This is a genomic window from Geobacillus sp. FJAT-46040, assembly GCF_002335725.1.
GTDB lineage: Bacteria > Bacillota > Bacilli > Bacillales > Anoxybacillaceae > Geobacillus > Geobacillus thermoleovorans.
This window is the reverse complement of record NZ_NISS01000001.1, coordinates 1,725,561-1,738,498: the sequence shown is the minus strand read 5'-3', so window position 1 is coordinate 1,738,498 and position 12,938 is coordinate 1,725,561. Positions and strand designations below refer to the sequence as shown.

12 protein-coding genes are annotated in these 12,938 nt (G+C 54.3%); 11 read left to right on the top strand and 1 reads right to left on the bottom strand.

The window, feature by feature from the left end; all coding sequences use genetic code 11:
• Positions 1–131 precede the first annotated feature (131 nt).
• The 3 genes from pnp (at position 132) to CD000_RS09130 (ending at position 4,608) form a co-directional block, all read left to right on the top strand.
• Positions 132–2,303, top strand: a complete 2,172-nt coding sequence (gene pnp, locus CD000_RS09140; protein WP_013523420.1) for a polyribonucleotide nucleotidyltransferase — start codon at positions 132–134, stop codon at positions 2,301–2,303.
• Between the two features lie 87 nt (positions 2,304–2,390).
• Complete coding sequence (locus CD000_RS09135; RefSeq protein WP_011230770.1) at positions 2,391–3,374, top strand: polysaccharide deacetylase family protein; 984 nt, start codon at positions 2,391–2,393, stop codon at positions 3,372–3,374.
• A complete protein-coding gene (locus CD000_RS09130; RefSeq protein WP_096225504.1) occupies positions 3,361–4,608 on the top strand; it encodes a M16 family metallopeptidase in 1,248 nt (415 codons plus the stop codon). Before CD000_RS09135 ends, CD000_RS09130 begins: the two co-directional genes overlap by 14 nt.
• 61 nt (positions 4,609–4,669) lie before the next feature.
• On the opposite strand, the gene CD000_RS09125 is transcribed toward CD000_RS09130, so the two are convergent.
• Positions 4,670–4,912 carry a YlmC/YmxH family sporulation protein gene (locus CD000_RS09125; protein ID WP_011230772.1) on the bottom strand — a complete coding sequence of 81 codons (243 nt, stop codon included), beginning with the start codon at positions 4,910–4,912 and terminating at the stop codon, positions 4,670–4,672.
• 192 nt (positions 4,913–5,104) lie between these two features.
• On the opposite strand from CD000_RS09125, the gene dpaA reads away from it, so the two are divergent.
• The 8 genes from dpaA (at position 5,105) to CD000_RS09085 (ending at position 12,842) form a co-directional block, all read left to right on the top strand.
• Entirely contained in the window at positions 5,105–6,010 is a 906-nt protein-coding gene (gene dpaA, locus CD000_RS09120; RefSeq protein WP_096225503.1) for a dipicolinic acid synthetase subunit A, read from the top strand.
• Entirely contained in the window at positions 6,007–6,612 is a 606-nt protein-coding gene (locus CD000_RS09115; RefSeq protein WP_011230774.1) for a dipicolinate synthase subunit B, read from the top strand. Before dpaA ends, CD000_RS09115 begins: the two co-directional genes overlap by 4 nt.
• Positions 6,613–6,724: 112 nt before the next feature.
• Entirely contained in the window at positions 6,725–7,768 is a 1,044-nt protein-coding gene (asd, locus tag CD000_RS09110) for an aspartate-semialdehyde dehydrogenase (RefSeq protein WP_014195482.1), read from the top strand.
• Positions 7,769–7,788: 20 nt separating this feature from the next.
• The gene (gene dapG / locus CD000_RS09105) at positions 7,789–9,042 is read left to right on the top strand and encodes an aspartate kinase (RefSeq protein ID WP_011230776.1); all 1,254 of its coding nucleotides are present in this window, start codon (positions 7,789–7,791) and stop codon (positions 9,040–9,042) included.
• Between the two features lie 5 nt (positions 9,043–9,047).
• Positions 9,048–9,923 carry a 4-hydroxy-tetrahydrodipicolinate synthase gene (gene dapA, locus CD000_RS09100; protein ID WP_011230777.1) on the top strand — a complete coding sequence of 292 codons (876 nt, stop codon included), beginning with the start codon at positions 9,048–9,050 and terminating at the stop codon, positions 9,921–9,923.
• Between the two features lie 167 nt (positions 9,924–10,090).
• A complete protein-coding gene (locus CD000_RS09095; protein WP_096225502.1) occupies positions 10,091–11,761 on the top strand; it encodes a ribonuclease J in 1,671 nt (556 codons plus the stop codon).
• Between the two features lie 119 nt (positions 11,762–11,880).
• Positions 11,881–12,621 (top strand): ClpP family protease, encoded by a 741-nt coding sequence (locus CD000_RS09090; protein WP_015374439.1) that lies wholly within the window; start codon positions 11,881–11,883, stop codon positions 12,619–12,621.
• Positions 12,618–12,842, top strand: coding sequence for a YlzJ-like family protein (locus CD000_RS09085; protein WP_011230780.1), 225 nt, complete (start codon positions 12,618–12,620; stop codon positions 12,840–12,842). Before CD000_RS09090 ends, CD000_RS09085 begins: the two co-directional genes overlap by 4 nt.
• Positions 12,843–12,938: the final 96 nt, after the last annotated feature.

Genomic DNA, 12,938 nt, shown 5'->3' with positions numbered 1-12,938 from the left:
GAGCATTCCCGCTTTTTTGCTAGTTTATAGGCGTGATTGACACGGCGATGATAACAATGGTGCCAATTCGTCTATACTAATCATCAGCTGATCTAAATTTCATCTGTACATAGAGAGGAGTACTCGTCTGTATGGAACAAGAGAAACGCGTGTTTTCCATCGATGTGGCCGGGCGGCCGCTCATCGTCGAAACCGGCGAGCTGGCGAAACAGGCGAATGGCGCGGCGCTCGTCCGCTACGGCGATACGGTCGTGTTGAGCACAGCCACCGCGTCGCGAGAGGCGAAAAACGTTGACTTTTTCCCGCTTACCGTCAACTACGAGGAACGGTTGTATGCGGTTGGAAAAATTCCTGGCGGGTTTATTAAGCGCGAAGGTCGCCCGAGCGAGAAAGCCATTTTGGTGAGCCGTCTCATCGACCGACCGATTCGCCCGCTGTTTGCCGAAGGATTCCGCAACGAAGTGCAAGTCGTCTCGATGGTCATGAGCGTTGATCAAGACTGCGCGCCGGAAGTAGCGGCCTTAATCGGTTCGTCGGTGGCGCTGACGATTTCCGACATTCCGTTTGAAGGGCCGATCGCCGGTGTCATCGTCGGCCGCGTTGACGGCCAGTTTGTCATCAATCCGACGGTCGAGCAAATGGAAAAAAGCGATCTGCATCTTGTCGTCGCCGGCACAAAAGATGCGATCAACATGGTGGAAGCCGGGGCGGATGAGGTGCCGGAAGAAGTGATTTTGGAAGCGATCATGTTCGGCCATGAGGAAGTGAAGCGGCTCATCGCCTTCCAAGAGGAAATCGCCGCCCAAGTCGGCAAAGAAAAAATGGAAGTCGTCCTTTACGAGCCGGATCCAGCGCTGGAGGCGGAAATCCGCCAGCTTGCCGAAGCGGACATTAAGCGAGCGGTGCAAGTGCCGGAGAAACTGGCGCGCGATGCTGCCATTGAAGATGTGAAAGCTGGCGTCATCGCCAAATATGAGGCGGAAGAAGCGGATGAGGAGAAGCTCAAGCAAGTACAGGAAATTTTGCATAAACTCGTAAAAGAGGAAGTGCGCCGTTTGATCACGGTCGAGAAAATCCGTCCGGACGGGCGCAAAGTTGATGAAATCCGTCCGCTTTCATCGGCGGTCGGCGTCCTGCCGCGCACGCACGGCTCCGGTTTGTTTACGCGCGGGCAGACGCAAGTGTTGAGCGTTTGTACGCTTGGGGCGCTTGGTGATGTGCAAATTTTGGACGGGCTTGACCTTGAAGAATCGAAGCGGTTTATGCACCATTACAACTTCCCGCCGTTTTCCGTCGGGGAAACCGGGCCGATGCGCGGGCCGGGGCGTCGTGAAATCGGACACGGGGCGCTTGGCGAACGGGCGCTCGAGCCGGTCGTGCCGTCGGAGCGCGAATTCCCGTATACGATCCGCCTCGTTTCCGAAGTGCTGGAGTCGAACGGCTCGACATCGCAGGCCAGCATTTGCGCCAGCACGCTGGCGATGATGGATGCTGGGGTGCCGATTAAAGCACCGGTCGCCGGCATTGCCATGGGGCTTGTGAAAAACGACGACCATTACACGATTTTGACAGACATTCAAGGCATCGAAGACCATCTTGGCGATATGGACTTTAAAGTCGCCGGCACGAGAAAAGGCGTGACGGCATTGCAAATGGACATTAAAATCAAAGGATTGACGCGCGAGATTTTGGAAGAGGCGCTCATGCAAGCGCGCAAAGGGCGGCTCGAGATTTTGGATCATATGATGCAAACGCTCAGCGAACCGCGCAAAGAGCTGTCCAAATATGCACCGAAAATTTTGATCATGCACATCAACCCGGACAAAATCCGGGAGGTGATCGGACCAAGCGGCAAGCAGATCAACAAAATCATCGACGAAACCGGCGTCAAAATCGACATCGAACAAGACGGCACGATTTTCATCTCGTCTGTGGATGAAGCGGCCAACCAAAAAGCGAAGCAAATCATCGAAGACATCGTCCGCGAAGTCGAAGTCGGCCAAGTGTACTTAGGCAAAGTGAAACGGATTGAAAAATTCGGCGCCTTCGTTGAGTTGTTCAACGGCAAAGACGGGCTTGTCCATATTTCCGAGCTCGCTGAAGGGCGGGTCGGCAAAGTCGAAGACGTCGTTTCGATTGGTGATGAAATTTTAGTGAAAGTAACGGAAATCGATAAGCAAGGGCGCGTCAACCTGTCGCGCAAAGCGGTGTTGCGCGATGCCCGCAACATTGGAGGGGAACTGCCGCGGGAATCTAGGGAAAAACGAGGAAGACGGCCGGAGCGCCATCGCATGAAGCCTTAGGAATTTGTTTCTTAAGGCTCTTTTGTTATGTTCTATCCTGTCCCCCTAAGACATATGTTGTAGTAGTAAAAAAGGAGGGGGACAAGGGTGAACAACGGAATTGCCCGCTATATGGCGCTAGCGGTCATGTTTCTTGCCGCCTGGGCGGCGGTTCATTGGCCTCCGGTTGGCGATTACATCGCGAGCTGGCGTCCGATGGAAACAACCGCGATGAAAGAGCGCGACAAGCTGTACGACACGATCGTCAAACAAGCGAAGCAATATGAAATTCCCGCCCAAGATGCGGTCATCGATAAAGTATGGAAGGCGACGCCCGGCTACAACGGGCTCGCCGTCGACATTGACGCCTCCTATCAAAACATGAAGAAAACGGGGATGTTTGATGAGCGAAAACTCGTGTTCCGTCAAGTGCCCCCGCGCGTCCATTTGGACGATTTGCCGCCGGCGCCGATTTACCGCGGCCATCCTGACAAGCCGATGGTGGCGTTTGCGGTCAATGTCGCTTGGGGGGAAGAATACCTCCCCGACATGCTTGAGACGATGAAAAAATACAATGTCAAGGCGACGTTCTTTTTGGAAGGACGATGGGTAAAAAAACACCCGGAGATGGCAAAAATGATAGCAGACGCCGGCCATGAAATCGGCAACCATTCCTATAGCCATCCCGATATGAAAACGCTCGCTGTCGACAACATCCGCCGCGAGCTCGAAAAAACAAACGAAGTGATTGAGGCGGCGACATCGGTTAAATGCAAATGGTTTGCCCCGCCAAGCGGCAGCTACCGCGACGAGGTCGTCGAGGTCGCCGCGGAACTCGGCATGAAAACGATTCTATGGAGCGTCGATACAATTGATTGGCAAAAACCGTCGCCATCTGTTATAGTGAAACGGGTGACATCGAAAGTTCATCCTGGCGCCATCATTTTGATGCACCCAACGATGCCGACGGCGGCTGCACTTGACGAGCTGATCATCTCGATTAAGCAAAAAGGCTACGCCCTAGGCAGCTTGACGGCCTTATTCGATGAGAAAAGACTGGCAAACAAACAGGAGGAACATGGAGTTGATTAACAAATATACGTGCAAAAACGGTGTGCGAATCGTGCTCGAGCAAATTCCGACTGTAAGGTCGGTGGCCATCGGCATATGGATCGGGACCGGCTCGCGCAATGAAACGGAGCAAACCAATGGCATTTCCCATTTTTTAGAGCATATGTTTTTCAAGGGGACAACGACGCGCACGGCCCGGGACATTGCGGAAGCATTCGACAGCATCGGCGGGCAAGTAAACGCCTTTACATCGAAGGAGTATACGTGTTACTACGCCAAAGTGTTGGATGAACACGCGCCGCTGGCGCTTGAAATGCTCGCCGATATGTTTTTCCACTCCACATTTGTGGAGGATGAGCTGCAAAAGGAGCGCAACGTCGTGCTCGAGGAAATCAAAATGTATGAAGATACACCGGATGACATCGTCCACGATTTGCTCGGCAAAGCGTGCTATGCGGGTCATCCGCTCGGCTATCCGATCTTGGGCACGGAAGAGACGCTGCGCACGTTTACTGGCGACACGCTGCGCCAATATATGGCGGACTACTATACACCGGATCGCGTCGTCATTTCGGTCGCCGGCAACGTCGACGAACGGTTTATTGATGAGGTCGAGCGCTATTTCGGCTCGTTTGCCGCAGAGAGCAAGCTGCCTTCTTCAGGGACGCCGGCGTTTGTGCCGCAAAAGATCGCGCGCAAAAAGGACACTGAGCAGGCGCACGTATGCATCGGATTCAACGGGTTGCCGATCGGCCATCCGGACGCGTACCCGCTCCTCATCTTGAACAATATTTTAGGCGGCAGCATGAGCAGCCGGCTGTTTCAGGAAGTGCGCGAACAGCGCGGATTGGCGTATTCGGTGTTCTCGTACCATTCCGCCTACCAAGACAGCGGCCTGCTCGCCATTTACGCCGGCACAGGAAGCAGCCAGCTTGATGTGCTGTTCGAAACGATCCAGCACACCATTCGCCAGCTGAAGGAGGACGGAGTGACCGAAAAAGAGTTGCATAACAGCAAAGAGCAGATGAAAGGAAGCCTGATGCTTGGGCTCGAGAGCACGAACAGCCGGATGAGCCGCAACGGCAAAAATGAACTCCTTCTCGGCCGCCACCGCTCGCTTGATGAGATCATTGAAGAGATTGAAAGTGTCACGGTGGAAAAAGTAAACGAACTGGCGCGCACGGTTTTCACGGACGATTACGCGCTCGCCTTAATCAGCCCGGACGGCGTGCTGCCGCGCCCGCTCCATTCATAGACCAAGCCCAAAAAAGCTAACGACCTTTCGCTAGGTTGTTAGCTTTTCGTTTCCGCCTCTTTCACCCTTCCTCGGGGACGTCGATCATCACCATATCGGCGCCGATTTTGCGAATATATTTCCACGGCACGCGAATTTCCTGTCCGTCTTTGCGAAACCCGAACCATTTTCCCGTTGGGATGAGCAGCGCCTCGATCTGCCCCGTTTGCTCGTTGATTTCCAAATCGGTCTGCCCGAGCACCCCGAGCCGCTCGGCTCGGCTTACATCGACAATTTCTTTTCCGCTTAACTCGCTCAGCCTCATGCTGGTTTCCTCCTTTTTCGCTTCTTTACTTTATATGTAAGGAACAAAAACAGAAAAAATGACTGCCTCTTGTCAGCTTTGGGCGCATATCGCCCATTTTTTCCCGCAAGGATATTCACCTATATTTTCCTTCCAACATAAGATGGGAAAGGAAACGGAGCAGTTTGCCAGAAAAGAAGGTGAGCGTACAACATGATGCTGACAGGAACGCATATCGCCATCATCGGCGGCGATGCTAGGCAGCTTGAAGTCATCCGCAAACTCGTTGAACTCGACGCGAAGTTGTCGCTTGTCGGCTTCGACCAGCTCGCCCATCATTTCACCGGGGCGATGAAGCTGCCGATTGGCGAAGTCGATTTTGCCGATTTGGATGCGATCATTTTGCCGGTTCACGGCACGACGCTGGACGGAAACGTCAACAGCGTGTTTGCCCACGAACCGATTCCGTTTACAGAAGAGATGGTGCAAAAAACGGCGCGGCAATGCACGATTTATTCCGGCATCAGCAACGCGTATTTGGACGAATTGGTGAAAAAAACAGGGCGCAAGCACGTGCAGTTGTTTGAGCGCGACGATGTCGCCATTTACAACTCCATTCCGACCGCGGAAGGCACGGTGATGATGGTCATTCAGCATACGGATTTTACGATCCACGGCTCATGCGTTGCCGTCTTGGGGCTTGGACGCGTTGGCATGACCGTCGCCCGGACGTTCGCCGCGTTGGGGGCGAAAGTGAAAGTCGGGGCGCGCCGGTCGGAGCATCTCGCCCGCATTACAGAAATGGGGCTCGTGCCGTTTCACTTAAACGATTTGGAAAAAGAAGTGCGTGACATTGACGTCTGCATCAACACCGTGCCTCATCTCATCGTGACGGCGAGCGTCATCGCCAAAATGCCGCCCCATACGCTGATTATCGATTTGGCGTCAAAACCGGGCGGCACTGACTTCCGCTATGCCGAAAAACGGGGAGTGAAAGCCATTTTGGCGCCCGGGCTGCCGGGGATTGTCGCGCCGAAGACAGCTGGGCAAATCATCGCCAACGTCTTGGCGCAACTATTATATGCAGATTTACAAAAACGGGAGGAGAATCATGCATGAGCGGAAACAGCTTGAAAGGAAAACGGATCGGCTTTGGCCTCACCGGGTCGCATTGCACATATGATGCGGTGTTCCCGGAGATCGAGAAGCTTGTCAACGAAGGAGCGGAGGTGCTGCCGATCGTCACCTATACGGTGAAAACGACGAACACCCGCTTTGGCGAAGGGGAAGAATGGGTGAAAAAACTCGAACAACTGACCGGACATGAAGTGATCGATACGATCGTCAAAGCGGAGCCTCTCGGGCCGAAAATTCCGCTCGACTGCATGGTGATCGCTCCGCTCACCGGCAACTCGATGAGCAAGCTGGCCAATGCCATGACGGATTCCCCCGTGCTGATGGCGGCGAAAGCGACGATGCGCAACCACCGCCCGGTCGTGCTTGGCATTTCGACGAACGATGCGCTCGGCTTAAACGGCGTCAATCTAATGCGGCTTATGGCAGCAAAAAACATTTATTTCATCCCGTTCGGCCAAGACGCCCCGCAGGCGAAGCCGAACTCCATGGTCGCCTACATGCCGCTTTTGCGCGATACGATTCTCGCCGCGCTTGAAGGGAAGCAGCTGCAGCCGGTCATTATCGAGCGGTTCCGCTACAACTGAATCGAAAATCCATGTTCCGCATAAAAATGTTCTCTCGTCCACAGCGGAATGTGATAAAATAAAGACTATGAATTCACTTCTTAAGAGTGACGATGTGGAAGGAGAATGGTGGATGGCTCAAAAACAATATCATGTCGCTGTCGTCGGAGCAACGGGGGCCGTCGGGCAGCAAATGGTGCGGACGCTTGAAGACCGGAACTTCCCGGTTGGAAAATTGACTTTGTTGTCATCGGAGCGGTCAGCCGGCAAAAAAATGCGCTTTCGCAGCGAGGAGATCGAAGTGCAGGCGGCATCGCCCGAGCGCTTTGACGGGGTCGACATCGCCTTGTTCAGCGCCGGCGGCGCCGTATCGAAAGCGCTGGCGCCGGAAGCGGTGCGGCGCGGAGCGATCGTGATCGACAATACGAGCGCGTTTCGGATGGAGGAAAACGTGCCGCTTGTCGTTCCGGAAGTGAACGAAAGCGACTTGACGTGGCATAACGGCATTATCGCCAATCCGAACTGCTCGACGATTCAAATGGTTGTGGCGTTGGAGCCGATTCGGAAGGCGTTTGGCCTAGAGCGCGTCATTGTCTCGACGTACCAAGCCGTCTCCGGGGCGGGAGCGCAGGCCATTGAAGAGCTCAACGAGCAGACGAAAGCGGTGCTCGAAGGGAAGCCGGTGGAGGCGAACATTTTGCCAGTGAAATCGGACCGAAAGCATTACCCAATTGCGTTCAACGCCATTCCGCAAATCGATAAGTTTCAAGACAATGGATTTACGTTTGAAGAGATGAAAATGATCAATGAAACAAAAAAAATTATGCATATGCCTGAGCTGAAAGTGGCGGCGACGTGCGTGCGCATTCCGGTGGCGAGCGGCCATTCGGAATCGGTGTACATCGAAATTGAACAAGACGGCGTCACCGCCTCTGACTTGCAGGCGGTGCTCCGCGAAGCGCCGGGCGTCGTGCTTCAAGATGATCCGAGCGAACAGTTGTATCCGATGCCGGCCCATTGCGTCGGTAAGTACGACGTGTTTGTCGGCCGCATCCGCCGCGATTTGGACAACCGCCGCGGCTTCCATCTATGGATTGTCGCTGACAACTTGCTAAAAGGTGCAGCCTCGAACTCGGTGCAAATCGCAGAAAGTTTGTTGAAGCTCGGGCTCATTTGAAAAAGCATCGAGGTGTTAGCATGAAACTCATTGTTCAAAAGTTCGGCGGCACGTCCGTCCGCGACGAGCGCGGGCGGAACTTGGCGCGCCGCCATATTGAACGGGCGTTGGAAGATGGCTATAAAGTCGTGGCCGTCGTATCGGCTATGGGACGTTGCGGCGATCCATATGCGACCGATACGCTGCTTAGTTTGATCGGCGGCGTTCATCACCATGTCACAAAACGAGAGCAAGATATGCTTATGGCGTGCGGAGAAATCATCTCAAGCGTTGTGTTCAGCAACTTGTTGAACGAACACGGCATCAAAGCGACGGCGTTCACCGGCGCCCAGGCAGGATTTTGCACGAACAGCGATCATACGAACGCGAAAATTCTCGAAATGCGCTGCGACCGCCTCCTTGAGGCGCTTCGGCAATACGACGTCGTCGTTGTCGCCGGCTTTCAAGGCATGGCGGAAAACGGCGACATAACAACGCTCGGCCGCGGCGGAAGCGACACGTCGGCGGCAGCGCTCGGCGCGGCGTTAAACGCGGAGTGGGTTGATATTTTCACCGATGTCGACGGCGTCATGACCGCCGACCCGCGCATCGTTGAGAGCGCCCGGCCGCTTGACGTCGTTACGTATACGGAAATTTGCAACATGGCGTACCAAGGGGCGAAAGTGATCCATCCGCGCGCGGTGGAGATCGCCATGCAGGCGAAAGTGCCGCTGCGCATTCGCTCGACGTACTCCGATGCTCCCGGGACGCTCGTCACTTCATCGGTGCGCGGCCGAAAAGGAAGCGATGTGAAAGAGCGGCTTGTCACCGGCATTACGTACGTCGCCGACGTCACACAAATCAAAGTGCTGGCGAAAGAAGGCCACTATGAGCTGCAGTCTGACGTGTTTCAAGCGATGGCCCATGAAGGGATCAGCGTGGACTTTATCAACATTTCCCCGTACGGTGTTGTGTACACCGTGAGCGGCGACATGACGGAAAAAGCGGTGGCCGCCCTGCGCCGCATCGGCTACGAACCGGCCGTGACGCCCCGATGCGCCAAAGTGTCGGTCGTCGGCGCCGGCATTGCCGGCGTACCGGGGGTGACGGCGAAAATCGTCACTGCCTTGTCGGAGCAAGGCATTCAAATTTTGCAGTCCGCCGACAGCCATACGACGATTTGGGTGCTAGTGAAGCAAGACGATATGGAAAAGGCGGTCAACGCTCTGCATGACGCCTTCTGTTTATCCGAGGCGGATGCGGGCGAAGATGAAGCGATTTGGAGCGAGGAGTGAAAACCGTGGTTCAGTTCGGGAACATCATAACGGCGATGGTTACGCCATTTGACCGAAAAGGGAATCTCGACTTGGCAAAAACAACGGAGCTTGTCAACTATTTGCTTGACAATGGCACAGATGCGCTCGTTGTCGCCGGCACGACCGGCGAGTCGCCGACGTTGACGACCGAGGAAAAAATCGCGCTTTTTCGCCATGTCGTCTCCGTCGTCAACGGCCGGGCGCCGGTCATTGCTGGAACGGGCACGAACGATACGCGCGCGTCGATCGAGCTGACGAAAAAGGCGGAAGAGGCGGGCGTCGATGCTGTCATGCTTGTGGCGCCGTATTACAACAAGCCGAACCAAGAAGGGCTGTATCAACATTTCAAAGCGATTGCCGAAAGCACATCGCTGCCGGTGATGCTGTATAACGTTCCAGGGCGCACGTCGGTGAGTCTTGCTCCGGAGACGGTCATCCGGCTGTCCGAAGTTCCGAACATTGTCGCTGTCAAGGAAGCGGGCGGCAATTTGGACGCCATGGCGGAAATCATTGAGCGTACGCCGGACGACTTTTTGCTCTACAGCGGCGACGACAGCTTGACGCTTCCAGTGCTAGCGATCGGCGGCAATGGCGTCGTCTCGGTCGCTTCGCACATCATTGGCAATGAAATGCAGGAAATGATTCGTTCCTTTTTAGCGGGCGATCATCAGAAGGCGGCGGCGCTGCATCGAAAATGGCTGCCGCTCATGAAAGGCTTGTTTGCCGCCCCAAGCCCGGTGCCGGTGAAAACGGCGCTGCAGCTGCGCGGGCTGGACGTTGGTTCGGTGCGCCTTCCGCTTGTGCCGCTCACCGAACAAGAGCGGAAGGAGCTAAGCCGCCTGCTCGATGCGCTGTCGTAACGAAACGATTCCCCAACGCTTTGCTTGCGCGTTGGGGCCTTTTTTTGCCTTGGCTGTGAAATCCATTGGCTGGTGAATGAACCATCTTGTGTTTTTCAGCATCGATTCGTTATAATAAAAGCAAGTGACTTTGAGCGGGTTAGCATCACAATTGGGAGGACGCAGCCTTGAAATCGAAAATAAAGCCGGTAGAGAAAATACGCATTTTTGCCCTTGGGGGAGTCGGAGAAATCGGCAAAAACATGTATGTTGTCGAATTGGACGAGGACATTTTTGTCATCGACGCCGGGGTGATGTTTCCGGAAGACGAAATGCTCGGCATCGACAAAGTGATCCCGGACATCACATATTTGATTGAACGGCAGCATCGCATTCAGGCAATTTTTCTCACCCACGGGCACGAGGAGCATATGGGGGCGATCGCCTACGTGCTCAAGCAGCTGTCTGTGCCGGTATACGGAACGAAGCTGACGCTCGGGTTGGCGGAGGCGCTGTTAAAAGAACAAGGGGTGTCGGGCGCGAAGCTCAATGAAGTTCATCCGGATGCGGAGCTCGTGTTTGACAAGGCGAAAGTGACGTTTTTCCGCACGATCCACAGCATCCCCGATTCGATCGGCATCAGTCTGCATACATCGCAAGGTGCGATCGTGTACACGAGCGATTTTAAATTCGACCAAACCCCGTACGGCAACAACCGCACCGACTTAGGGAAAATGGCGCAAATCGGCGAAGAAGGGGTGCTGTGTCTTTTGTCGGACAGCACAAACGCCGAACGCCCCGGCTACAGCGGCTCCGATACGGTAGTCGCCTATGAGATCGCTGACGTGATCGGCCATGCGAAAGGACGCGTGTTTGTTGCCTGCTACGCTTCCAACATCACCCGCATCCAGCAAGTGCTGTACGCCGCCCACCAATCCGGGCGTAAAGTGGCAGTCATCGGCAAAACGCTGCATAAAGTAATGGACATCGCCGTGCGCCTTGGCTATTTGCATGTTCCAGACAAGGTGACGATTTCTGCGCACGATATCGATCGCTACAATGACCGCGAGCTCGTCATTTTGACAACCGGCGGGCATGGCGAGCCGATGAGCGCGCTTTGGCGCATGGCGCGTCAAGCGAACAAACAAGCGAACATCAAAGAAGGGGATACCGTCATCGTCGCCGCATCCGTCATGCCGGGCTATGAGCTTGGGTTCGCGAAAACGATCGACGCCTTGTATCGGGCCGGCGCCAACGTGATTTACCGCGACCGGCAAGTGCACGTATCTGGGCACGGTTGCCAAGAAGAATTAAAGTTGATGCTCAATTTAATGAAGCCAAAATACTTTATTCCGGTGCATGGGGAATATCGGATGCAAAAAGCGCACGCCCGGTTGGCGAAGGCGGTCGGCATCTCGGAGGAGCGGACGTTTTTAATCGACAAAGGCGAAGTGATCGAGTTCCGCGGCGGTGCCGCCCGCCCTGGCGGCAAAGTGCCGTACGGCAATATTTTAATTGATGGCCTCGGCATTGGCGATGTCGGCAACATTGTGTTGCGTGACCGCCGCTTATTGTCCCAGGACGGCATTTTGATCGCCGTCGTCACGCTGAATAAAGAAGCGAAAACGATCGCCGCCGGCCCGGAAATCATTTCGCGGGGGTTCGTCTACATGCGCGAGTCTGAGACACTGCTGGAGGAAGCAGAGAAAATGGTGGCGGCAATCATCGAGCGCTGCCTTGAATCGTACATGCTTGAATGGTCGTCGTTGAAAGCGAACATCCGTGAAGCGTTAAGTCAGTTTTTATTTGAAAAAACGAAGCGCAGACCAATGATTTTGCCTATTATTATGGAAGTATAATGCAATCATGCTCAAAGTCAACTGGAAAATGCCGGGAACGGTCAGCCGTTGCCGGCATTTTTCTTTTTTCTTTCGGCCATACTAAGCGTATGATCGACAAGAAAGGAGACGAGAAATGGATGGAGAAGGAACGTTATTTTCAAGCGGAAACCGAGGGAGAACAGCCGGAAACAAAGGCCGAGGAAGCGACTGCGGCCATCACCCAGCTTGGGCAGACGAACGTCCCGCAAATGGATCCCGATACGAACATTCATTGTTTGACGATTGTCGGACAGATTGAAGGGCATATTCAGCTGCCTCCGCAAAATAAGGCGACGAAATACGAGCACGTCATTCCACAGATTGTGGCCATCGAGCAAAACCCGAAAATTGAAGGGCTGCTCGTCATTTTAAATACGGTCGGCGGCGATGTGGAAGCAGGGCTCGCCATTGCCGAAATGCTCGCCTCGCTCTCGAAACCGACTGTTTCCGTTGTGCTTGGCGGCGGCCATTCGATCGGCGTGCCGATCGCTGTGTCGTGCAACTATTCGTTCATCACCGAGACGGCGACGATGACGATTCATCCGATCCGTTTGACGGGGCTTGTCATCGGCGTGCCGCAGACGTTTGAGTACTTGGATAAAATGCAGGAGCGCGTCGTCCGCTTCGTGACGAAACATTCGAAGATCAGCGAGGAAAAGTTTAAAGAGCTCATGTTTTCCAAAGGCAATTTGACGCGCGACATCGGCACGAACGTCGTTGGGCCTGACGCCGTCCGGTACGGGCTCATCGATGAAGTCGGGGGCGTGTCCCAAGCGATGGCGAAGCTGCGCGAGCTGATCGCGATGAGGAAAAACGGGGAAGGGAAGATGATCCAATGATTTTGTATACGATCATGCCCGAACATTTGATTTTTCCGGTCGATGCCGCTGTTTATGAGAAGCGGAAAATGGTGTATTACGATGGCATTCCGTTTCTCGTCCAATCTGTAGAAACGGGAGAATATGAAATCGTGCAAAACTTAAGCACGAATCCGTTCCATTTTTTAAACGCCAAATATGCGCCTGGGGCGAGATTTCCAGCTTCTGCGGCAACATCGTAATGAATTGTTCAGCCGTTCATGATATAATAGTAAACAAACGGAAAAAAGCAGCCATTGTTGGCTGCTTTTTTCCGGCTTGCCAATTCATTCATGCTG